Consider the following 25,452-nt stretch of genomic DNA (forward strand, 5'->3'; position numbering starts at 1 on the left):
TTAAGGAGGAGAACCATTGAAAAAACAGATAAAAGGCGGTGGCTTTTTTCTGGCAATCATTGCGATTGTACTGGTTTCATTCTATTTGTCTTCCGTGTTGTACGGCGGGAATTCGAAACAGTATAATTTTGCAGATTTTCAACAAGATCTGAATGCACAGAATATTGAATTTGTCGACCTATATCAGAACCAGGAGACACCTACCGGCCAAGTGGGCGTACTGCTGAAAAATAAGGATAATCACAGCTTTTATGTGACCAATCTGGGAGAGATAGAACAGATGGTCAGAGATGCGGGCATTACGCAGTATGAGGTGCATAATATCTCCAAGCCGGGCTGGTTCTTTACCAGCGTGCTGCCTTATCTGCTGGGATTTGTGCTCATTCTGTTTCTGTTCAATTTTATGATGAACCAGGCGGGCGGCGGCGGAAACAGCAAGATGATGAATTTTGGAAAAAGCCGCGCCAAATTATCCACCGACGACAATGGAATTACATTTGCCAATGTAGCCGGACTTGATGAAGAAAAAGAGGAACTCAGGGAGATTGTAGATTTCCTGAAGGACCCGAAGAAGTATATGAAGGTGGGTGCCAGAATCCCCAAGGGTGTGATCCTGGTGGGACCTCCCGGAACTGGCAAGACGCTGCTTGCAAAGGCAGTGGCAGGGGAAGCGGGAGTGCCGTTTTTCAGTATTTCGGGATCTGATTTTGTTGAAATGTTTGTCGGCGTGGGCGCTTCCCGTGTCCGCGACCTGTTTGAGGAAGCCAAGAAGAATTCACCGTGTATAGTATTTATTGATGAGATAGATGCAGTGGCAAGACGCAGAGGCACAGGCCTTGGCGGCGGCCATGACGAGAGAGAGCAGACCCTGAATCAGCTTCTGGTTGAGATGGATGGATTCGGTGTAAACTCCGGCATTATTGTAATGGCGGCCACCAACAGGGTGGATATCCTGGACCCGGCCATTCTTCGTCCGGGCCGTTTTGACCGGAAAGTAGCGGTGGGCTATCCGGATGTGAAGGGAAGAGAAGAGATCCTGAAAGTCCACTCCAATAAAAAGCCTCTGGCTGAGGATGTGGATTTGAAACATGTTGCCCAGACAACCGCAGGATTTTCAGGAGCAGACCTGGAGAACCTGATGAATGAGGCAGCTATTTCTGCGGCAAAGGATAACCGCTCCTATATCGTCTCCGAGGATATCACCAAGTCTTTTATTAAAGTAGGAATTGGTACGGAGAAGAAGAGCCGCGTGGTGTCCGATAAAGACAAACGGATCACCGCCTATCATGAGGCGGGCCATGCAATCCTGTTCCATGTGCTGCCGGATGTGGGGCCGGTTCATACGGTTTCCATTATACCTACCGGTATGGGTGCGGCAGGTTATACGATGCCTCTGCCGGAGCGGGATGAAATGTTTAATACCAGGGGCAAGATGATCGAAGATATCATCGTATGCCTGGGCGGGCGTATTGCGGAGGAACTGATTTTCGATGATATTACCACCGGTGCGTCCCAGGATATTAAGCAGGCGACTCAGTATGCCAGAAATATGGTGACCAAATACGGATTTTCCGAGAAGCTTGGTCTTGTAAACTATGAAAATGACGACGACGAAGTCTTTATCGGCAGAGATCTGGCCCACGCCAGAAGCTACAGTGAGTCTGTTGCCGGTGTCATCGACAATGAAGTAAAAACAATGATTGATAAATGCTATGCAAGAGGAAAAGAGATCATTGAAGAGAACTTAAAGGTGCTGCACAGCTGTGCGGAACTGCTGATTGAAAAAGAGAGAATCTCAGGATCAGAGTTTGAAGCACTTTTTGTATAGATCCGGCTGCCGAGAGGCTTGGATCTGATATAAAATATAATGATACAGCAGGCGGGAAGCCCAGGGGATACGTAATGTGTCCCCTTTTATCGCTTTTCGGATCGTTTTCATGGATTAAGAAATACAGGGAATACTTTCAATAGCGAACCTTTGCGAAAGTAAAAGAGACCTGTCGATATTGCAATTATAGATTAGAAAGCAGGAACGTGGTATGAGTAAAGACGCCGGGAAAAAAGACAGTATGATTTCAACCGTGAAATGGGACCGTTTGGGTCTCTGGGATAAAATCAGGATGTACACAGAATCGGTGATGCCGCTTTTTCGTGAGAAAAGTCTGTTCAGCGACGGAACGAAGCAATTCCGCAATCCGCCTGAACCGGACCCCTATGAGGATGTTACAATCCGGCTCCGGGCTCTGGCCGGTACTGCAGATCTGGCTACGCTGGTGAGCGGTGACAAAGAATATTCCATGAGCGTGGCACAAGAGAACGAGCTATTTGAATATTTTGAGTGTACGATTCCGCTTCAGGACCGGAAAATAAGCTATTATTTCCGTGTTGTTGCGGGTGGAGCTGTTTACTACTATAACCAGCTCGGAACCGACACAGTCCGGAATGAAGAGTATGACTTTGAGATTATACCTGGCTTTCATGTGCCGCGCTGGGCAAAAGGTGCGGTTTATTATCAGATTTTTGTAGACCGGTTTTACAACGGGGATACCTCCAATGATGTGGAGACCGGAGAATATATTTATATAAATCAGCAGACCAGCCGGATTACGGAATGGAGTAAATATCCCGCGGCAATGGATGTGGGACATTTCTACGGCGGGGATCTGGCCGGCGTGATGAAAAAGATGGATTATCTGGAACAGCTGGGCGTGGAGGTCATTTACCTGAACCCCATTTTTGTCTCCCCCTCAAACCACAAATATGACATTCAGGATTATGATTATGTAGATCCTCACTACGGAGTGATCGTGAAGGATGGAGAGGGCCTGCTCAAAGAAGGAGAGACTGACAATACCCATGCGCTAAAGTATATCCGCCGGGTAACAGACCGGGAAAATCTGGAGGCGGGCAATGAGCTGTTTGCGACTCTGGTGGAGGAAGCCCACAACCGGGGAATGAGGGTCATTCTGGACGGTGTATTTAATCACTGCGGTTCCTTTAATAAGTGGCTTGACCGGGAAAAGATTTATAAGGGGCAGGATGGATATGAAACCGGTGCTTATTTATCGGAGAGCAGCCCCTACCGGAAATATTTCCGTTTTATGGACGATAAAAAGTGGCCGGACAATGGCTCTTATATCGGCTGGTGGAACCATGATACCCTGCCGAAACTTAATTATGAAGAATCCGAAGAACTATACAATTATGTCATGCAGATAGCCAGAAAATGGGTATCGCCGCCTTTTAATGCCGATGGCTGGCGGCTGGATGTGGCGGCAGACCTGGGCTTTTCCCTGGAGTTTAATCATACGTTCTGGAAAGACTTCAGAAAAAATGTAAAGGAAGCCAATCCCAATGCCATTATTCTGGCGGAACATTATGGGGATGCAACCGCCTGGCTGCAGGGGGACCAGTGGGATACGGTGATGAATTATGATGGGTTCATGGAGCCGGTGTCCTGGTTTTTAACAGGGATGGAGAAGCACAGTGACAGCCGCAGGGCAGATCTGGAAGGGGACGGAGAACTGTTTTTCCGGTCTATGCGCAGATATCTTTCCAGTACGCAGCCTCAGTCCTACCAGACGGCGATGAATGAACTTTCCAACCATGATCATTCCCGTTTCCTTACCCGTACCAACGGTCAGGTGGGAAGGGTTGCATCCGCAGGCTCTGAGGCCGCGGAGGAAGGGACTGACAAAGCCCTGATGCGCCTGGCGGTTATGATCCAGATGACATGGACCGGTGCTCCCACTGTCTATTATGGAGACGAGGCGGGGTTGTGCGGCTGGACTGATCCGGATAACAGGAGAACCTATCCCTGGGGCGGAGAGGATCAGGAGCTGATTGATTATCACCGTGAGCTGATCCATCTCCACAAGAGCTATAACGCGCTGAAGGAGGGCTCTCTGATTGCCCTGGATGCGCAGGAAAACTATATCTCATACGGGCGTTTTGACAGTAATGACCAATTTATTGTTGCCATAAATAAAGGGGACAGCGAATTGACCGTCACCATACCGATCTGGATAGCCGGTGTTCTGGATAAAGACCGGCTGGTCAGCCTAATCGCCACAGACCGGGACGGATACAGCCTGGAGGCTGAGATGTATGACTCCTATCAGGGAAAAGTAGAAGTGACGCTGCCGCCCTGCGGAGGCATTGTATTAAAGAATACAAGGGCAATATAAAAGGAAACGGAATAAAAAAGCGGGCCGGAACCGTGGGATATACGGTTCCGGCCTGCTCATAGCATTACCGCCATTAAGTGTACAAAGCACTGTTTTCATCCCTTATCCCAAGACAAAAAATCTTGCTATTTGCCTGATGTATGGTATAATAATATACTAGTTTACAGTATGGATGGGTTCCCGAGTGGCCAAAGGGGGCAGACTGTAAATCTGTTAGCTACGCTTTCGAAGGTTCGAATCCTTCTCCATCCATTTGGAAATTGCTGCTTTTGCGGCGGTTTTCTGTCAGCCGGCGTGGCGGAACTGGCAGACGCACAGGACTTAAAATCCTGCGGGACTAATCTCTCGTACCGGTTCGATTCCGGTCGCCGGCATAAAAAAAGCACGATCCAAGGGATGGTGTTTTTTTTATGCCATAGCAATAGAAAAAATTATAAATTTCTTTGCAAGGAATTCCTCCACCGTGTCGTATTATAAGTGAAGGACAAAAAAACCAAATAAAATTTATGGAGGAATTTAAGAATGAAAAAGAGAATTATGACTTTATGTATGGCAGCTATGATGGTGTTTGCATCGGTTTCTGCAATTGGCACTGAGGCCTCTGCGGCGGCTTATACATGTCCGAACGGGAATCAGGCATGTATTGATAATGGGGCTTGTCTGAAAAAGTGTTCCGGCCACAGCACGAAAAAACACCATGTAAAACACAGCAACCATCATAATGGACATCATAAATCCCATGGCGGATGTTATTAATTTCCCACGTGGTACAGGAAAGCCGAAAGAAATTCAAATAAGAGGAAAAAATGCAGGCTGCCCGCTTGTCTATGGTACGATACGGGCGGCTTTGCAGGAATAATCCTGCATCTGCAAGGGTATTGTCATGAGAGAGGAAAGCGAAGCAGTCCACGCGGTAGAAAAGTACTCGGATTTGATCCGGCGTATTTGTTTTCTGCATCTGAAAAACCGGAATGATACAGAGGATATAGCTCAAAGTGTGTTTTTGAAGTATATCCTTTATCAGGGTACCTTTGAAAGTGACGAGCATGAAAAGGCCTGGTTTATCCGCGTGACGGTCAACACATGCAAGGACTGGCTTAAAAGTCTGCTTCGACACCCGGCCGTGCCCCTTGACGTACTGTCGGAGGAGGCGCTGGCGGTATCAGATGATCATCATGAGCTGCTGCAAACCGTACTTTCCCTGCCATCCAAATATAAGGATGTTATTTTCCTGTTTTACTATGAAGGGTATACCGCGGGAGAGATCGCAAACATACTGGGCAAGAAGGAAAATACGATTTATTCCCTGATGTCACGGGGCAGGGCACTTTTGAAGGAACGGCTTGGAGGTGATGGACTTGAATAATAATCTAAAGGATGCCTTCGGGTCTATTCATGCTACGGAGGAAATGAAACAAAATACGACTGAATTTCTGCGAAGCAAGATATCCGGCCAGCAGCGCAGAACCCGCCGTGCGCTCAGGTATGCGGTTATATGCTGTGCAATGTTGTTTATGGCTGTATGCGGGCTGGGGGGATATGTTTTCTATCAGACGCCGGTATCCTACATCAGCATCGATGTGAATCCGTCTGTAGAACTGGGACTTAACCGGTTTGACCGGGTGGTAACGGTAAAGGCTTATAATGAAGATGGCCACAGGGTACTTGAGGATCTGGATATCAAGAATAAATCGTACCAGGAGGCTGTGGAACTGCTGCTGTCAGACACAACCTTTGAAGGTTATTTGAATGATGATTCTCTGCTCTCCTTTACTGTGGTATCTGACAAACAGGAAAGCCTGATGGACGGTATCAAGCAGTGTGAGGGCTATGGAAAGGTCAGTTCGGAGTGCCATGGAGCCAGCGAGGAGGTTGTGGAGGAAGCCCACCACAGCGGACTGTCCTTTGGTAAATATCAGGCATATCAGGAACTTGCCAAATATGACGATACGATTACGCCGGAAGACTGCCATCATCTGAGCATGAGAGAGCTGAAAAAGCGTATCAGTGAGTACACCGGTGAGGATGTGGATATTGTAGATGAGGATGACGGTGAACATCATGAAGAAGCGGATGATGGTGAACACCATGAGGAAGAAGATAAAGATCACCATGAGGAGGAAACCGATCGCGGTAAGGAAAGCGGACATCATGGTGATCATTGATAATTATAAATAGAAAATTAAAATAGTTATTAAAGCAGGCGGCCTGGCATCATTTTGCGGGGCCGCCTGCTTTTTTGTTACATAGGAAAGTTCTCCAAACTTTCCTATGTAACAAAAAATATTCTATGCGCACTCGCGTAAGAGGAGAACGTCAGCGAAGCTGACTACGCTCGGCGCACAAAGCGTGCAAGCCCCTCAAGATTGAGGGATTAGGGGAGCTGAGGTGGGCTTGCCCACTTTGTTCCTCTATTTTGGGTTACAGCCTGCTTCCAACGGAGAGGATTAATCGTCACTGAGGCAGAGAATAACCGCAGCATAGAATTGATTCTTATCATATTGGATATCAAGATAGCCCTGATATTTTCTGGTTATAGCACGGACCCTCTTTAATCCTATCCCATGGAGGAGCGGCTCTGGCTTATCGGATATATAATTACCGCCGTGGGTGATAATATCATTGTTTTTAGTATTTTTACACTGTACGTGCAGATAGGACCCCTTCACATAAAGTTCCAGCCGTATGCCGCGGGGCTGTGAAGCCGGTATTTTAGTGCAGGCATCCAGTGCATTCTGAAAGAGATTATCCAGCAGGCTGCAAAGATCCCCGTCCTCGATAGGCAGTTTCGAGGGCAGCGGAGCAATCTGGAACTCTGCCGTTATGTTTTTCTTACCGGCCTCATCAGACAGGTTTGACAAAATTGCGTTGATAAGCGGGTTGGCACAGTAACGGGAGGGAAGCACAGTTTGCTTTAGAGATTCTGCGATCGTACCGGAGAGAGCTTCATATTGTCCGGTATCACAATAATATTTCAGGGTAATCAGGCTGCTTCGCATGTCATGCTTCATTTCCCGGAGAGTCTCCAGATGTCCGGCGAGCATCTGATATTGATTCTTCTGCTGAACCGCAAGTTTTTCTGCCATTAATTCTCTTTCCCTCAGGACAAGGTTCTGCCGCCTTGTGGAAATAAAATCGGCAACCAGTACCCCGGCTAAAATCAGGATCTGCAGAAAACCGGCGGATTCCAGCGGCCAGGCACAGAGCACAGGCTCATAGAGCGGAAAGAGGCGTTCTAGTATCAGTGTGGAGGCAAAGAATACAACACCCAGGAAGAGCGGATAGGAACAGGGAGTACGTTTATGAACCGCTCTGCCGGTGACAGCCAGCAAAGCTGCGGCCGACAGCCATTTATAGAGCATGAGGCTGCGGCTGTAGGCAATCATAGTCTGGGCATTGTCACCCATAAAAAATAGCGGGAACAGGATGACCCAAAGGCAGATGAGAGATCCGGCGATACCTGTCAGGATAAACCACCGTCCGGGAAGGGCCAGAAGACAGCCCACCATGAGAAAGAGAGCCAGTATCATAGCATAAAGGCCTGCTGTTTCCAGGGTATACCAGAATTCACCCGCTTGTCCCAGGGCGTGAATCGCAATTCTTCCCATACTGCATGTATAACCAAAACAGAGAAGCAGATAGGAGGAACCGAGCAAAGCACGATGACTGAATAATTCCGCCAGAAAAAAGAGCAGCCCGACCAGCACAGCGATTGTGCAGGCGGCCGAAGCGAGGATCAGACGCAGGGAAAGCAGCCGCTCGACGGCTTCCGGTTGACCAAAAGCGGGAGGATAGACCATACCGCTGTAAAGGTGGGTGCTATCACGGACGTTTACAATAATTTCTATCTTTTCTGAGGCCTCAAACGTAACGGATGTGAGCCGGGCGGCAGGTGCTTCACCGGAGACACCGGCCAATTTCATCTGTTTGCCATTGATCCACAGGACATAGGAGGAGAAGATTTCCGGCAGTTCCAGCGTGTACTCCCGGACCTTCGCCGTGGTAAAGAGGGTGAGCCGGTAGGTGGCAGTTCCATGGGGGGAAGCATGTAAGTCTCCCAGTTCAAAACCACCGTATTGGCCCAGGAAGAGGTATGCATCCGGATAGCAGCCTCCCCGGGCAAAATCATCCGGGGTTAAGGTTTTGTATTGATAGAACTCCCAGCCGTCCCACAGAAACCGGAGAGGGAACTGATCTGATCCGTGCTCCTGCAGATTTAAGACCCCCTGGCTGGCCTGCGTGCCGGGATAGGTATATTTATTCCCATAGAGGAAGAGGCAGCAAAACCAGATGGCACAGATGGAAATGGTGAGAAACAACAGGAAAATGGGGAATGAAAAAATGTTTTTCTTCATAGGCGTTTCGCATCCAAATCTGATTTTATTTTGACGGTTATAAGAGCACCGGATAGGAGGATAACAGTGGTGAGGCAGACAGCCAGGACCGGGACAGATCTGTCTTTCACAGAGGCAGGACTTCCTTCTGTATAGAATGTGTCAGAAGTATCGCCCTCACAGGATATGGTATAAGTTCCAAACTTCGTCAGGGAGAAAGAGGGACAGGTGCCGGATTCAGATGGTTTTATGGCAGCGCCATCCACGTCGGTGCAGCAGGCCCCATCCTCCATGCCTTTCAGTATCAGAAGGAAAGGAATGGGCAGGGAAGCCAGAGGCCGCCCATCCAGCCAGAGACGGATGTCCCATTCGCCGGCTTCCGGAGACTCAAACAGGATAGAAATATTTTCCATATCTCTCCATGCCTTTTCTGCCAGTATTTCTGCCGGTATAATAAGCTGTGCAGTATCGTGAATAAATACCAGCCCGGAGGGGGTTGCCGCCGCCATCATCTCCAGCTGGGAACGGGAATAGGTAATGGCTTTCTCCGGCAGTTTTTCAGGGACAGCCTGCTGGGCAGGCGGGGTAGAAGAAGCCGGGACAGCGGAAGTAATAGGGACAGATTTTTGAATGGCAGAATTGTTTTCTTCTGAAACTGAGAATATACTGCCGGCCCACCGCCTGACCGGATATGAGAGCTTTTTCTTATGAGAAGAAAAACGAGAGGGCAATGAGGGAAGTGGAATGTTAAAGGGATCTGCATCGGGCAGGGACTCCTGCCCCTGCTCCGGATCGGGGATCGGTATGTACGGCATATCTGCTGCCGGAGGGGAAGCCTGAAACGGCGGCTTTTGCTCTTCGCGGTCTGAACCGTCCCGGTCGCCTTCAAATGGTTTTGTCACATAACTGCCATCCGTTTTCAGCGTTATATCCAAAATGTTACTTTCCTGTTCCTGGCCGCCGGAGGTGATAAGGGCCTTGAAGCGATAGGATACTTCTGGCTGTAACTCATAATCCAGCCATATATTTGTAGATTTCCAGGTGACCAGTTCAGGTGCAACCGGAACCCAGACCCCTTCCTGATATAAGTATAGAGCGACATGGTCGGAGTGATCCAGGCGTCTGGACAGGATGAAACTTCCTCTGTTCTCATTATAAGTAAAATAGCGTAGAATTGGGGTACCGGGCTTTACTACGACGATATCGCAGGATACTTCCAGGGAAATAGAGTCGGGTATAGCCCGGGGAAGACTAGGGATCAATATTCCTCTGACCGGATATACGCCGGTATCCTGGGTGGTGATTCCCTGTACTTCCCAATGAATAGAGCAGGGAACGGCCAGAGAAGAAGCTCCCTTAAGATCCAGTAATATACGCGTATCTTCCTTTAGTAGGAGCGGGCCGCCCTGCTCAAAGAACATAGCTGCATCTGGAAATAGAGCTTTGGATGTTAAGGTTCGTTCTGCGATCTCTGCATCTGGCGAGGCCGGGTCGGCAAAACAGGTGTCCAGTATTACAGGAATCCCTTCTGATACCACCTTGCTGCCTTCCCCCTCCGCCGTGGTGTCGCAGTATTTCAGATTTACGGGACCCTGACTGCGTATGGCACAGCTTTCGGCACCAGACACAGATAGAACAAGGGAAGAAAGATTGATACCGCAGGGAGCCGACACCGCGGCAGCTCCGGTTCCCTCTGCTCTGACCAAAGTATCCTCACCGCCGGCAAATCCGTCCGGAGCCAGAACCTTAACCGCAGCAGCATTATTTCCGCGTACAGAGATGGAAGAGGCGGAGAGCTTTAACAGTCCCCCCTCGGAGACAACAAAGCTTTCAAGGCCGTCCCTCTCATTTTCAAAATGGATGCCCTCTGTATTTAGAAGCACAGCATGGGGAATACGTATCTGGTATCCATTCATATAAACCCGGACGGAGGTTCCGGCTGTGCTTTTTAGCAGAAGGGCAGAAGGCCAGTCGAGATCACAGCCAAGGGTTATTATTTCTTCGGAAGAAACGGTTTCTGCCCATTGAGCCAGCTCCTGGGGAGTGTATACGATTATTTTTTCTATTTCTTCTGCTGCAAAAGAGGAGGCGGGGAGTAACAGGGCACTGAGAACCATCAGCAGCAGGGTGCTGAAAACCACTGGACCATAGAAGACAGACTTTATTATTGACATATATCATATTCTCCTTTTTGATATCCAGTATAGCGGAACAGGCAGTAAGTACAAGAAAAGGAGAAAGGAAATATTTACCATGTAATAGGGAGGTGTTTCATTGTATCAGATTGCAGTGTGTGATGATAAACAAGAACATTTGGATGAGATATGCCGGATGACGGAAGAAATTCTCCGGGAATTAGGACAGGAGAACAGGATCAGCCGGTTTCACAGCAGTGAAGAATTAAAGAGCGAACTAGGAGGAGGGACAAACTACGATCTGCTGCTTCTGGATATCCTTATGGAGCCTGAAAATGGCATGGAGCTGGCGAAAGAACTAAGACAGAAACAGGTCAGGGCGAGCATTGTATTCATATCCAGCAGCCAGGAGTATATCCTGGAGGGATATGGTGTGGAGGCGGTGCGCTATCTGCTGAAACCCCTGGAGAAAGAAAAGCTTAAAGAGGCAATTCAATTTGATATTGAGAACTACTTTCGAGGCAGAAGCCTTACGGTCAGAGGCCAATCCGGCATCAGAATGATTCCCCAGCGAGAAATCATCTATCTGGAATCCGACCTGCACACGGTTACAATTCATGTAAAGAATGGGGAGGCAATCTATGTTTCAGGAAAACTTTCCGACTATGCCGGCCAGCTTTCCCCCAGGCGGTTTGCCCGCTGTCATCAGAGCTATTGCATTAATATGGAAGAAATACTTCAATTTAGAAGAAATGAGATTTTATTGACAGATGATACAAAAATTCCGGTAGGCAGAAAATGGTATCAATCTTTCCGGAGCAGTTTTCTGCATTTGCAGTAATAAATATGCCGATTCTGCGGGTCCCCCTGTCGTTTCTGCAATATGCCTTTCCAGATGCGGACTTCCGGGATATACTTGAATTGATATAAGAAAGTATTGTACATATGTACATATACACATAGTAAAAAGAGCAGCCTATCGACATAGGCTGCTGCAATTATATCGCGGTTATTCGTCAAGTAAACCACTTGACGAATTCTCCGGGTCCCGTTAGGCTGCTCTTATTTGGGAAAACGGAGCGGCAAAAGCCCCCATCACCCCATCCGTATAACCTTACTTCGTTCTATATTTCACAGACAGCACTTCTCGGTATCTGCCTCATACCTCCCAGATCCTCCGGTTTTTGCCCGCAAAATAGCAGATCCATTTTCTGCATGGCATTCATTTTATGCTCATCCAGTGAATGAACATATCGTTTCATTGTTGTCTCCACCCTGGCATGTCCCAGGATCTCACTCAATGTATTGATATCCATACCCAGCTCAATGGCCCTGGTTGCAAACGTATGCCTGAGGCAATGATAATTGGCATCCCTGATCCCCGCCCGTTCTAATACCCTTTTAAAATAAAACTGATGGGAGCGGGGCTCGTAGAACTTTCCATTTTTCTGGCAAACCACAAACTCTCCCGATCGTCCCCCGCCAATGTCAAGTTCTTCTTTTCTATGCCGGAGCATCGTATACAGCAGCTCCGGCATTGGGATTTTCCGCCGTCCCTTCCTGGTTTTGGGCTCTCCGATTACGATTTTCGTTCTGTTTTGTGCCGTTTCATCCATAACTTCCTGAATTCGCTGCAGTGTATGGCGTACCAGAATAAAACGATTAGAAAAATCAATATCTCCCCAGGTCAGTGCCGCCATCTCTCCCACCCTCATTCCGGTGTACAGACAAATCCAGATACCCAGAGATAAAATCCCTTCTTCCCGATACAGTGCACTCTCTAATAAGAATTGTTCCGGCCGTGTTAAAACTCTCATATCCGGATCTCTGGCACTGGGAAGGCGGACCCCCTGACAGGGATTGTAAGGAATTCTTCCATAAACAACAGCCTGATCCAGGGAAAGAGACATCAGACTGTAAATATCATGCAGTGTCTTTGCCGAAAGCCCGCCCTTGCCGTCCTTGCGTCCCCGTTCTCCCAGACTGTGAAAAAACTCCTGAATTAGTTCTACATTAAGAGCTTTAAGCGGATACTCCCCCAATGCGGGCAGCACATAGTTTTCGCTGTTATAAATATAAACCGCATAGGTAGATTCCTTGGTATCATCACCCGGACGCCGAAACGTCCGTATCCAGCGCATCAGCCAGGCCCCAAATGTTCTTTCGTCCTCCCTCCCGTTCTCATCCTCTGATAACCGGCGGATGGGGTGCGGCGCCGGGCAGTATTCCTCTACACCACGGGGGAGTATAATATATGGCTTGTTATCCCCCGCATAATTTGCCGTTTTATCATAACCTATAATCTGTGTCATCCTGCATCCTCCTGATCCTCTGCATAGCCCAAGTCCGGAACCTCCTGTAACCACGTTACCAGAATACCCTGCCCTGCCAAAAAGTGCTACCTTCTTGTATTCTGTTTCCTAAATTAGTCATAAAAACACAAAAAAGTTATACTTGTACTCAAAAAAAGACAATAACCAATTTTTAAATCTTGAGATTCTTGTTAAAAGATGGTATACTTTTTTATATTCAATAATATTTTGATGAACCGGATTAATTTTTTATTCGTCAAGTGGTTTACTTGACGAATTCTCCGGGCCTTTTGTCGTCTCCTAAAATAGGAAAGATATACCTGAGATTTTTTATTATTCGATAGTATGACCGGAAGAGAGGTGTTCTATACGACTGATACAACAACTTTTCAGACTGTTCTGTTCGGTTACAGCCCAAGACAGATTCTCTCCTATCTGGAGCAGCTGTCAGAGGCTATGGAGGAAGAAGAGCAGGAGTATAAAACCCGCCTGGCGCAACAGCAAGAGCAGCTGCAATTTTATAAGACAAGATATGAAGAACTGGGAGAGACGGTCAGTACATTCCGGTCTTTTATGCTGTACCGGGAGAAGGAACAAAAAAGGATGGAGCAGGACATAAAGAAGCTGTCGGATGAGCTTAGGGATGCATACAACCAGGTAGAGCTGTGCCGGCAGAGGGAGGCAGACGGACAGCCCGATGAGGATGCCTCATATGATGAGACGGAGGCTGCCCGTGAGGAGGAGGGTCTCCGGATGCGGTTAATTGAATTGAGAGATTTCTGCGGGATGATACTGCGGCAATTAGAGATGCAGGATGGGATATAGATGTCGGAGGAAATCAGGGGCCAATTGAAGCTTCAATTATTGCTGGAGAAGAAGAAATACAGGAGAAGGCATATCCGCAGAAGCCTGATTCTGACAGGAACACTGACAGTAATTTTATTGGGGATTGTCATTATCATGAATGTAGTAATCGGCATCGATATGGTTTCCGGAGAATCCATGTATCCGTCGTTGCGAAGCGGAGATATCATTTTTTACCGGCGGGGAGGAAGCCTGGCGAGCGGAGATGTCGTAGTGTTTCAGCAGGACGGAGAGGATCTGGTAAAGCGGGTAGCGGCTGTTCCGGGTGATACAGTCGAGATTGACGGCAGGAGCGGGAGAGTTATCGTGAATGGGCAGATGATCCAGGAACCGTACGTGATTGAGGCGGATGAGACAGAAATCTCGATTCCGCTGACTGTGCTGGATAATCATTACTTTGTTCTGGGAGATAACCGGGAGATATCGGTGGACAGCAGAGACCAGAAGGTGGGCACAGTGCCCGCAGATCATATCCGCGGGAAAGTATTCCTGGTTCTGCGGAGAGAATAGCGGATAGGAATAGATAAAGAGCAGACGCAAACTATGGCAGGATATGTACAGAAAATATTGGAGGACGAGGACACATGAGCCGAATCATGCTGAAGATGAAATCACAGAAGAAGGGAATCACAATTGTCACAGCTCTATTGCTGACGACGGCGCTGTTGACAGCGGTTATTTTGTATAACATAGGAATAGCCAGGGCCCGGACGGAGGGAGAGGTGGAAATTGCTTCCTATGAAGATCTGGATCGGTATCTGGTGGATACGGACAGCCCGGAGTATAATCCCGGGGGAACCTATATCCTGACTGCGGATTTGGATGTGAGCGGGCTGGGCCAATCGATTGGGAATAATTACCGGCCCTTTACCGGGATACTGGATGGGGACGGGCATGTGCTAACAGGCCTGAACAGGCCTCTTTTTGGTGTGGCCGAAGGTGCAAAGATTGAGAACCTGCTGCTGGACGAAGTGAAGATACAGTATCCGGCTACCTATTACGATGGGGAAAGATACGTGGACGGGTACGCGGCACTTGCCGCATATGTGACGGATAGCCAGATCAGAACCTGCGGAGTGATAGGAGAGGGCTATATATACGATCCTGTTGAGAGTACATTTGAGACAGAGCCGGAGAAGGCAGAACTGCCTGAAGAAGACCAGACAGACGGGCAGCTGAAGGAAAAACCAGAAGATGAAGAAGGAATGCAGCCCGATATAAAACCAGGTGAAGGAGAGAACGCCGACCTCGGGACAAAGCCGGAGGAAGGAGAGACCGCCGACCCCGGGACAAAGCCGGGGGGAGGAGAGACCACTGACCCTGAGACAAAGCCGGAGGGAGGAGAGATCACCGACCCTGAGACAAAGCCGGAGGGAGGAGAGACCGCTGGTACCGGAACAAAGCCGGAAGAGGGAGAAACTGCCGACCCCGGAACAAAACCGGAGGGAGGAGAGACCGCCGGTCCCGGGACAAAGCCAGAAGAAGATGCAGTCCAGCCTGATACATCGTCTTCTGATAAGGAAGATGCAATCCAGCTGGATGCGCCGTCGGGGAGCGCAGCGGGGGAAGAGAGCGGGACAGAGTCAGAAGACAGCCAGACGCAGGGAGAGATGAAGGGTTTGCCGCAGGATCTGGTCCATGTGGGAATACAGACAGCGGGCAGCATGACCGGGACTCCCGCACAGCCGGAGGAAGGCCAGGGCCAAGATGCGGCTGGGAACGACAGCCCTGATCCGGAAGAAGAAAGGAAGGAACCGGCAGCTGAGGAGAAGGCAGACGGGGAGAGCGATAAAAAGGATGAAACTCCAAAGGAAGATAAACCATCTTCGGGGGAGGGAGAAATAGATAACGGTCACGAAGGAAATAAGGATAATGCCTCCGGAGAGCAGGTGGATGATATACCGGAAACAAAGCCTGGTGAAGAACAGAAGGAAGAGAAGCCGGAGATTCCCGATGAGGATAAAGAAGGGCTTTTGCCGGATGTTATCAATGGAATGGAACCGGTGGAGAGAAACTTTATCCTGGTACAGGCAGAGGCAATCCGTGCCGGGGGACTAGTTGCCCAGGCAGGAGGAGAAAGCCTGATTTCAAACTGTTTTGTTCTTATTACAATGGGGGATGGACGGACGGTACAGCAGGGAACGGACGTACTGGCCGGAGGCCTGATTTCCTTTATCGGTGAAGATGCAAGAGTTGAGAACAGCTACTCTACAGGCTTGCTGGATGTGGGCAGAGCCGGAGGCTTTGCGGGAGAAAATCAGGGGATAATCCAGAATTGTTTCACGACAGCAACCCTTGGGCTCAGCTGCGAGAGTAAAGCAGCTTTTAGTGCCGCAGACAGCGGTGAACAGCCGGGATGTGCCTACGATATACAGATGGCCTGCGCGGGGGACAACGGCGCCGAGGGCATTACTACTGCGCAGATGATCGGTTCTGGCGCCCAGGTACCCGGGGGCAGCTGGTACCGCACAGAGAATGCCTACCCGCAGATTGATTATTTCGCCGGGAATGAGAACCGGACATTGCAGCTGCGGTCAAAAGCATCGGCGGTGGCAATCCTGCTGCCGGAGAATACCAGCCTGGACGGTGTACTGATACCGGAGGGGGAAGCCGCGGAGATAGAACTGCCGAAGGAGATTGATGGAGAAGAAATCAGATGGAGCGCGGACGGGGATGTAAGAATTACGGAGGAGGGGAAGGCGGTTCTGGATATTCCCGGAGCTGAGAATGGAGAACAGGATACAGAGGAGAGCCAGCCGGAATCCGGTCCGGAGAATGAGGCCGGGACGGATATACTGCCCTTCGGGATGCTCAGTAAAAGCCTGGGAACAGCCTCTCTGCCTGACGGACCGGTCCCATTGTCGTCCGGGAAACTGGAGGACGAAGGGCTGGCTGTTTCGGAGGAGAGTGTCATAGGGGAAAGTGAACCGGCGGAGGGAGAAGCGCATATAGTCTCCGGTTCTATTACTGCTACGCTTGATACAGTATCCCGTACCAGGAGTTTAAGTGCTTCTGCAGTCCCCAGGGCATTGTATGCAGATTGGTTTGCGGTGGGTGAAGCTGTTTATAATGGAACACTTACAGGAACAGGTTTCCTGCCAACCGGAAGCGGAACAGAGTCTGATCCCTGGATAATAGGGACACCGGAGGCCATGGCGACTCTGGCATTTAGGATGAAGAATGGTATCGTGGCTGCCTGCTCTCTTAAGCTGACTAATGATATCGACCTGACCGGAGAGGACTATGGCGGATCGGAATCTGTCCCTCTGCTGTGGAACGGATTTTCTATCTTTACCGACGCTATCTTCGAAGGAAATAATATGACGGTCAGCCATATGAGAATAATAGAGGCTGCAACTGCGTCAAGGGTCGGCTTTATCGGGGGCGCTGCAAACTCCACGATACGGAACCTGAATCTGGATGAGAGCTGTCTTATCGAGATAGCGGAAGGAGGACCATCATCGGGCGCCTGTTCTATAGGGGGACTGACCGGAGAGGGGGCGGGGAATCTTATCATTGATAACTGTAATATAGCGACTCAGATCCGGGTAGGGACCGGGGCGGCAGTGACAAGCAGCAATAAATGCTACATAGGCGGGATAGTAGGCCAGGACCAGGGTAACATCACCGTAACAAACTGCAGCCGCCCGGCAGGCGCGGATATAATAATATACGATGCCGCTGGTTATAACATAGCCTGCGGTGGACTGGTCGGATATCTTTACCCTCAGAGCAGGGTGATAAACTGTTATGTGACCGGGAATATAACAGAAACAAAGGGAGGAAGAACACTGGGAGGTATTGCCGGTGTGATGAATAGCGGGAGTCTGGATTTTGTTTCTATGGAAAACTGTTACTATTTCGGAACGATAACCAGAACGGACAATACAGCAGGATCCCTTGTCGGAAAATGCAGCGGGACGATTCAATATTGTTATACGGCTGGAAGCGCTACCCAGGTAGGATCAGGTCAGGCGACGTTAAACCACTGCGGTGCAGTTAGGCCGAGTAGCGGAGGTGGGTTCGAGCCGATTGCAGCCGGGGACGGATACTTAAGTACCGCAGGCACACTGAGAGAGAACCTGGATGCTTATGTAACAGCAGCCAATCAGACGAATGCTGGATTTTTACCCTGGAGGGAGGCAAGAAGCGGGGAGAACAAGGATTGGCCGGTGTTCCGGAGGGAGTATGGCAAGTGGGCCGACGCAGCGGAAGCGGTAGAAAGCGGGGCACTCAGAAGCCTGCGCCCTTCCCAGACGGGAACGCGGGAAGATCCGTTTCAAATCGGGACTGCGGAGGCATTGGCCTGGTTTGCCAGTATGGTAAATAATGGAACGCTGGGTGCGGAAAACCAGAATGTGGTTGTGACGGCAGATCTGGATCTTTCAGGAGATATCTATGCGCCTGGCGGCGGCACGGACGTCCTGAGCTGGGAACCGATCGGGACGGACACGCATCCCTATCAGGGTACCTTCTATGGGGGCGCCCACCGGATCGATCAGATGACTATATATCTTAACCAGACTTCAGGGGGGATAAACGAGGGAAACAGTATCGGCCTTTTCGGCGTGGCGGCTGGAAACGTGCAGCTAAGTTCGCTGGAAGTAAGGGGAAGTATAAATAATTCAGGAATTGACCTGATGGTAGATAGCTATACGGGAGGCGTCATAGGACGTATAAAATCGTCGGCCCAGGTGACTCTGACCAATTGCTCTTATATCGGAGAATTAAGAGAGGGAGCCGTTTACGGAGGCGGCCTTTTCGGCTGTGCGGAGGCAGGAAGCACGGTTACCTGTAAAGGAAGTTTTTCTGCCCTGCAATTAAAAGACAGCGAGATAATATATGGAGGCGCAAATGGCTGGGCCGATTCTTCTGTAGCATTCAGCGGGGAACTCTGGTATCTTCTGGATGTTGTAGTTGGCGGGGTTGATGTTCCATCGAACCACGGGTACGATTCGGGAGCCATGTCTTCGGAGGAGCTTGTTCAATCGATGAATATGTCTGGCGAAACCGAACTGTGGCAAAAGGAACAGAACCTCACGTTTGAACGGGAACTTCTGGCATTGGGGACCGCAGACTGGTCCGATGTCGGGCGTGAGATTGAGGCGGGAGTGCTGTGGTCGAAGCCTCAGGGGACAGGGACACCAGCGGAACCGTTTCAGATCAATACACCGGGGCAGCTGGCCTGGCTGAGCCTTGCAGTGGCAGACGGTCTGGCCTCCAATGGGACAAACGCCCTTCTTGCGGCAGATCTGGAATTGTCGGGAATAGGATACGGGGGTACATTCGCTGAGCCTCTGTCGTGGATACCGATTGGAATTGGGGCGAAACCATATACAGGAAGTACATTTGACGGGAATCAGCACACCATCAGCAGAATGTATAGCGAAGTGACAGAGAGGAACGGTATCGCCGCAGGCGGACTGTTTGGCATAACAAGCGCGAGCTGTATAAAGAATGTGACGATGGATGGGTCCTGTACCGCGGAGCCGGGGACCTATGCGGGCAATGCGGAAATCTTCCTCGGGGGACTGACAGGACAGGGGAATGAGAATACATCGATATTAAATTGTAATATCAGTACTTCCGTCAAAAACGGCACGGCCGCAGCAGGGAAATATGGCGGAATTGCCGGCTCTCTGTCGGGGAGTGTTGTGCGCAACTGCAGCCGGCCGGCGGGTTCGGCTATTACTATAACCGGAACGCTGGCGGCGAATGCCTATGTGGGGGGCATCGCAGCGGAGGTCAAGACCGGCGCCGGGGTGGAGAACTGTTATATGACCGGAGACCTGACTCTGCCCGGCAATACTGTCGCCTGGGCAGGCGGAATTGCGGGAGATGCGCAGGGCGGAACCATCCGAAATTGTTATACGACTTTGGAAGTATATTCCGGTAATAACTGGGGCAGTATCGCAGGGACCGGGACAATCACTGCGTGCTATGGAAAGATTAGTCCTTTGGTTGGCGCAACAGGAACTGCAAAGTCCTGCGGAACCTTTCAGAACCCATCAGATGCGGTGGAAGGACTGGAGGAGGGACAGACCCTGATTGTGCCAGGCGGTGATTTGAAACAAAATCTCAACAGGGAGGCAATACAGCTGCAGCAGAGAGCAGGTGCGGAGGTTACCTATTCTGGGTGGCAGACATCAGAAGGAATAAACGGAGGCTATCCGATTTTTGGGTCGGCGGCGCTTGATTGCGTGGAGAGTTGGGGAGATGTGGGGTATGCACAGACGAAGGAAGGCCTGGAGAACACCACAGTTTCCTTACCCGGAGGCGGGACAGCTCCAGCCCTTCACTGGAATGGAACTGCTTGGGAGGTGGCGTCACCGGAGGCACTTGCCTGGCTGGCGTTTCAGATCAATACGCTGACACAGGAGGAATTCAACACGGCATACACCGGGTCTGACATGAAGCTGCTCATGGATATCAGCCTGATCGGAACCGAATATGGGGGCAGTGCAATGGCTCCTCTCGCCTGGGAGCCGATGGGGATTAAGGGTACCGGTGCTATAACGGCATCGCCCTATGCTTATCAGGGAACTCTGGACGGTCAGGGCCATAGCATAGAAGGCATGAGAGCAGCAGGCGGTGCGGATTCTGCATCAGGATCATACCTCTACGGCGGTTTCATCGGTGTGTTGCTAAACGGCACGATAAAATCCCTGACATTGAAGGATGCGGCGGTTACAGGCTATTGGAAGACTACGGCGGGCGCTTTTGCGGGTTATATGAGGGGTTCTGTGCTGGAAGACTGCACCTTAGACGGAACAGTGAACCTGGATCTGCCGGAGACAAACTCAGTCGGCGGTTTCGTCGGCAGCAGCACGGGTGCAGCGGCAGCAAGAAATACAATTACCCGCTGTGAGAACAGAGCTTCGGGCGTCATAAGAGGAACAGCGGTGGGGGGCATCTGCGCCACAGGTGCATATACAACAGTAAATGGCTGCAGCAAGGGGCCTGGCATCCAGATTGAAGGTGAGAACTTTGCCAGCGGCCTGGCTGCAATATCTAGTAATAGTACCTGGACAAACTGTGATGTGCAAGGTAATCGTGTGAATTCTACCGGCACCAAGGGGGTGGCCGGCGGCCTAATCGGCCAGATGGGGGTCAATTCCACTGTCAGCAAATGCTATAACAAGGGGACTGCCGTCTACGGGGAGGTTAACGCCGGCGGCCTGGCGGGGGTAGTTAATGGCAAGATGATCGAGATAAACGGCAGTTACAGCGTTGCGGAGGTAACAACGGGCAGCACCGGTATTGCGGGAGGGCTGGTTGGAGAGGGAAAAGGTAGTGCAACTACGATAACCATCACGAGCTGCTATAGCGTGTGTCAGGCGGCAAAACTGCTGCATGGAGGAACCCTGGGGACCTGGACGATCACAGACAGCTTCTATATGGCTGATACAACTGCAGACAACGAGGATGGCTCGCTGGCCCGCACAGACGCACAGATGCGCAACTGGTATGTACCATACCGGCTCAATGGCAGTCATTACGTGGGGGATGCAGCTTCAACTGCACAGACGACATGGACACTGGACGGCAGCGGCAGTTCGAAGACGAACGGCGGCTACCCGGTCTATGGAGATTTAGCTGCCCTTACCAGCTGGAGTGATGTGGGACAGAGGCAGACGGAAGAGGAATTAAAGGCTTCTGCGGTTACCCTTTCGGGCGGCGGTTCTGCAAATGCGCTGTCCGGCAGCGGCACCAGTTCAGATCCCTGGAAGATTGCTACGCCGGAAGCGTTGGCCTGGTATTTTTACAAAACCAATAGTGATCCTGCTTATCGGGATGACGCGGTGGCTTTAATAGATGAGATTGATCTCTACGGAACCGACCATACCGGCAGAGATTCTGCTAATGGCATTACAGATGCCCTGAGCTGGATACCGGCTGCAGCATTTACCGGGGTGTTTGACGGCGGCGGCCATACACTTGAACACCTGTACCGAACAGGAAGCCAGGATCGTATCGGAGGAGTATTCGACACGGTACTGGGAAACGCGGTGGTCCGGAATCTGCGGCTCGGGACGGGCCTGGTGAAGGGCGGCGCGTCCGCAACGGTCGGGGGCATTGCCGCAACGGCCGGAGAGACAGTTACATTATTGAATGTCTGGAACTGTAACACGCAGGTACAGGGGGAAGACACGATGGGCGGTCTCATCGGTACTCTGTCCGGGACGATCGACATGCAGTGCTGCATCAATCAGGCGCCTGTGTCAGGTACCGGCAGCACCGGTGCGGGCCTGATTGGCAATGCAGCAGGCGGCGGAACAATAAAAAACTGCGCTAACCTGGGTAAAATAGAGAACCAGGCGGGTATTTCAGGAGGTATTGCAGGCTCGTCTTCTGGCAGCCTTACGATACAAAACTGCTATAATGCAGGCCTGATTTCTGCTGGGGGAACCGGCCGCAGCTACTGTGCAATCAGCGGCGGAAGTGCAGCAGTGACAAATTGTTACTACGATAAAACGGCATCTGGCACGGCTCTGAATATGGATAAGGGAGAGCAGGCGCTGTTAACACAAGTGATGACAGCGAAGATACTTCCGAGCTTGCTGAACGACGGCTTGGCAGGAGAGAATCTCTGGGTTATGGACAGCAATGTTACACCGGTTAATAATGGCTACCCGGTCTTCGGCACGGCTGCGGAGGCGGTCAACATTCAAAGCTGGAGTGACGTAGGAAGTCTGGCGAATGCCCCGGAAAGCGGGGATGGAACCTCCGGAAATCCATGGCAGATTGCTATACCGGAGGAATTGGCCTGGCTGATGTATCAAGTGAATTCGGCTGTTTTGGATGAGAGCCATCAGAATGCGAAACTTACCGGGGACATTGATCTTACCGGGGCCGCTTATGGCGGTACAGGGGCACAGCCGCTCGCGTGGGAACCCATTGGGACAGAAAGACCGGATAATCCCTATAAAAATTCGGTGTTTGATGGAGGAGGGTTCACGGTAGACTACCTATATATTAGCAGCAGCTCAGATTATACCGGGCTTTTTGGCATTATTTCCGGAGCTACGGTTCAACATCTGGGAGTCGGCGCGAACTCCAGCATTTCCGGAAGGTTTGGTGTTGGAGGAATAGCAGGATCGCAGAAGAACGGCCTGATTCAGGACTGTTGGAATCAAGCGTCGATTACAGCTAGTGTGCAGGCGGGCGGAATCGTCGGATCACTTACCGGTAACGGTACGGTTCAGAAATGCTGGAACAGCAGCGCCATCCAAATATCCGGAGACTCCTCGGGCAGCGCCGGAATCGTCGGCCTGGCAGGCACTAATGTAATGGAAGAAATACAGACGGTGTCCGACTGCTACAATACAGGGAATGTGAAACAGCCTGCGACCGCCAACACACACTATGTAAGCGGCATTGTATGCGCGTACGGTAATGTCGTCGTAACAAATTGTTACAATGCAGGTAAGATTGATGAGAATAACAATAGCGGATATGGGATCAGCGACGCCAGCAGCGGGGTAAGCAACTGTTACACAGTGAAAGGTTATGCGGCAAATCCCGGCGAAGGAGCGAAGGAGATAACTGTTGCACAGCTGAAGTCCTGGGGGGCGGCGTATGCCTTAAACGGGGGAACGACAGCCGGAGCCTGGAATCTGCCGGACGATGACTCTGTCAATCAGGGCCTTCCCGTGCTGAACAGCACCGTAAATCTTCGTGATGCCAATGACTGGCAGGAGGTCGGAGAATGGGTGGAAATCACGGAAAACAGCTATAAGCCGACCCAGACCGGGGCTGACGAGGCAAATGCTTATAAGCTTAACAGCCCAGAAAGCCTGGCCTGGTTTGCCTACATGGTCAACACTCAGAACAGTGCCTATGGCGCCAAATGTGCGGCATTTACCGGAAGCCAAATGGAACTGGATCTGAGCGGTGCAGCCTACGGCGGCAGAGCGCCAAGCGGAACCGACTTTTCTGGCTGCCTGGAATGGATTCCAATTGGAAGTCATGAGTCAGAACGACCCTTCAAGGGAGTTCTGGACGGAGTAGGAGCTAAGATCTCCAATTTATATATTAATACCCCATCCACACCAGATGTGGGATTGGTGGGAACCCTCACCGGAGGGACAGTAAAAAATATAGGAGTGGCCAGCGGAAGCATCAGTGGCGATTCACATATAGGCGGAATTGTAGGATATTTACTTAATGGCACCGGAATAGTGCAGAACTGTTTTAACGGTGCATCTGTGATAGGTTCGAGTTATAACTGTGCCGGCGTGGTAGGCTGCACTTATAATGCGTCGGGATCAAAAATATTGAACTGTTATAATCTGGGAACGGTTATTGTTAACGGTACTGCAGGCGGTGCCGGCGGCGTGGTAGGTAAGGCTCATTCAGGGAACAACACAATAGAGGACTGTTATAACCTGGGGAATGTGACCGGGCAGAAGCAAACGGGCGGTATTCTGGGCTATATTGAAAGCGGAAACAGTTATGTAATAAAAAATTGTTACAACGCAGGAAGAATTACAACAAGTGATAACGGAAGCAGCGGAGCCGTGTGCGCAAGCACAATTGGCGTCACAAACTGTTATTACGATAAGGAGACCAGCGGCTTGACAGGAGCCGGTACAGCGAAAACCACCATTGAGATGAAAGACTTCCAGATTACCCAGCTGCTCAACACAGACGACAGGACCGGCACTGGAAGAGTATGGTATTGTGCCCTGGACGGAGACTCGAGCAAAGGCTATCCCTGTCTGACGAAAACCAGCACAGATTTAAACCTCACCCTTCCAATTATTGATACTCTGGCGAAGAACTGGAGCAGCTCCACGATAAGCCAGTTAAGCGGAGGCAAGATATTATATTTTGAACAGGTGAAGGATGTCAATTTAGCATTAACCGCAGAGGATGTGGTTGACCTGACGGTGCAAGCGCAAATGAATGCAAAGTATTCCTTCTCTGGAAGCGACTTCGCTAACAAAACGCTGGCATTGGAAGCCGGCGGCGTATCCATGGATAACCTCAGCCGCGGTGCGGCAGCCACGGATGGCACAGTCACTCTCTATAATGCCGCGAGCTATAACAAGCAGCAGGCAAGATACTTTGTCCTCGGGGCTGAGGGCTCTGACGGGAAGTTCTATGAAATCTTGCTGACGGTCCCCGCGGTGACCGAAAAGACCTTAAGTATTGACCTGCCGGTAAATGTCAGTATTGATCTGAAGCCGGGTATTGCCAGGAAATCTTACACTGCGGAGCAGACTGTTATAAATTCGTCTGCGTTTCCGATAGCAGGAAAGATATCCGGGGTAACAGCAATAACCGGCAAGGATGTGCAGCTTACCCCGGTGGCTGAGACAATAGCCATCGATGAGACACAGGAGACTGACACGGCGGGGGTGAAGCTGGGGGTAGAGTTCACTGATCGTGGAGGGAATGACTACTACTACAGACCGGGAAATCCAATTCCCTTTAATTACAAGCTTCTACTGGGGGGTGCTGAGGGCTCCGCCAAATACCGTTATCTAATGGAATACAGTCCGCTGTATACGGGGGGAGAAAAGAATTTCGGATATACCATTTCCTATTCCTTCTCTGTATCAGAGGAAAATTGCGGGGTAGGCAGCAGCAAGGTGGGTCCGATAGAGTAACCGGA

At 50.4% G+C, this 25,452-nt stretch carries 12 protein-coding genes and 2 tRNA genes; 11 read left to right on the forward strand and 3 right to left on the reverse strand.

Going from position 1 to position 25,452, the window contains the following annotated elements; all coding sequences use genetic code 11:
• Positions 1-16 precede the first annotated feature (16 nt).
• The 7 genes from ftsH to ABCW47_RS00860 all read left to right on the forward strand — a co-directional run bounded on the left by ftsH (position 17) and on the right by ABCW47_RS00860 (position 6,352).
• Positions 17-1,828, forward strand: coding sequence for an ATP-dependent zinc metalloprotease FtsH (ftsH, locus tag ABCW47_RS00830; protein ID WP_343207968.1), 1,812 nt, complete (start codon positions 17-19; stop codon positions 1,826-1,828).
• 211 nt (positions 1,829-2,039) lie between these two features.
• Positions 2,040-4,187 (forward strand): alpha-glycosidase, encoded by a 2,148-nt coding sequence (locus ABCW47_RS00835; protein ID WP_343207970.1) that lies wholly within the window; start codon positions 2,040-2,042, stop codon positions 4,185-4,187.
• 170 nt (positions 4,188-4,357) lie between these two features.
• Positions 4,358-4,439, forward strand: a tRNA-Tyr gene (locus tag ABCW47_RS00840).
• A gap of 36 nt (positions 4,440-4,475) precedes the next feature.
• Positions 4,476-4,561, forward strand: a tRNA-Leu gene (locus ABCW47_RS00845).
• A gap of 148 nt (positions 4,562-4,709) precedes the next feature.
• On the forward strand, positions 4,710-4,943 hold the full coding sequence (locus ABCW47_RS00850) for a hypothetical protein (protein WP_343207971.1): 234 nt from the start codon (positions 4,710-4,712) through the stop codon (positions 4,941-4,943).
• 127 nt (positions 4,944-5,070) lie between these two features.
• Positions 5,071-5,553: an RNA polymerase sigma factor gene (locus ABCW47_RS00855; protein ID WP_343207972.1), complete on the forward strand. Its 483-nt coding sequence runs from the start codon at positions 5,071-5,073 to the stop codon at positions 5,551-5,553.
• Positions 5,546-6,352, forward strand: coding sequence for an anti-sigma-I factor RsgI family protein (locus ABCW47_RS00860; protein ID WP_343207973.1), 807 nt, complete (start codon positions 5,546-5,548; stop codon positions 6,350-6,352). Before ABCW47_RS00855 ends, ABCW47_RS00860 begins: the two co-directional genes overlap by 8 nt.
• A gap of 282 nt (positions 6,353-6,634) precedes the next feature.
• Here ABCW47_RS00860 and ABCW47_RS00865 read toward each other — a convergent pair whose 3' ends face one another.
• The gene (locus ABCW47_RS00865) at positions 6,635-8,542 is read right to left on the reverse strand and encodes a GHKL domain-containing protein (RefSeq protein WP_343207974.1); all 1,908 of its coding nucleotides are present in this window, start codon (positions 8,540-8,542) and stop codon (positions 6,635-6,637) included.
• A complete protein-coding gene (locus ABCW47_RS00870; RefSeq protein ID WP_343207975.1) occupies positions 8,539-10,695 on the reverse strand; it encodes a hypothetical protein in 2,157 nt (718 codons plus the stop codon). The genes ABCW47_RS00865 and ABCW47_RS00870 overlap by 4 nt, the downstream gene beginning before the upstream one ends.
• Before the next feature lie 100 nt (positions 10,696-10,795).
• Between ABCW47_RS00870 and ABCW47_RS00875 the strand changes: the two genes are divergently transcribed.
• Positions 10,796-11,497 (forward strand): LytR/AlgR family response regulator transcription factor, encoded by a 702-nt coding sequence (locus ABCW47_RS00875; protein ID WP_343207976.1) that lies wholly within the window; start codon positions 10,796-10,798, stop codon positions 11,495-11,497.
• 283 nt (positions 11,498-11,780) lie between these two features.
• Here ABCW47_RS00875 and ABCW47_RS00880 read toward each other — a convergent pair whose 3' ends face one another.
• Complete coding sequence (locus ABCW47_RS00880) at positions 11,781-12,968, reverse strand: tyrosine-type recombinase/integrase (RefSeq protein WP_343207977.1); 1,188 nt, start codon at positions 12,966-12,968, stop codon at positions 11,781-11,783.
• A gap of 360 nt (positions 12,969-13,328) precedes the next feature.
• Here ABCW47_RS00880 and ABCW47_RS00885 point away from each other — a divergent pair, with 360 nt between their 5' ends.
• The 3 genes from ABCW47_RS00885 (at position 13,329) to ABCW47_RS00895 (ending at position 25,447) form a co-directional block, all read left to right on the forward strand.
• Complete coding sequence (locus ABCW47_RS00885; protein ID WP_343207978.1) at positions 13,329-13,793, forward strand: hypothetical protein; 465 nt, start codon at positions 13,329-13,331, stop codon at positions 13,791-13,793.
• Complete coding sequence (gene lepB / locus ABCW47_RS00890; protein WP_343207979.1) at positions 13,794-14,342, forward strand: signal peptidase I; 549 nt, start codon at positions 13,794-13,796, stop codon at positions 14,340-14,342.
• Positions 14,343-14,416: 74 nt separating this feature from the next.
• A complete protein-coding gene (locus tag ABCW47_RS00895) occupies positions 14,417-25,447 on the forward strand; it encodes a ZmpA/ZmpB/ZmpC family metallo-endopeptidase-related protein (protein WP_343207980.1) in 11,031 nt (3,676 codons plus the stop codon).
• The last annotated feature ends 5 nt before the right edge of the window (positions 25,448-25,452 follow it).

This window comes from Anaerolentibacter hominis, from assembly GCF_032380675.1.
Classification (GTDB): Bacteria; Bacillota; Clostridia; order Lachnospirales; family Lachnospiraceae; genus Anaerolentibacter; species Anaerolentibacter hominis.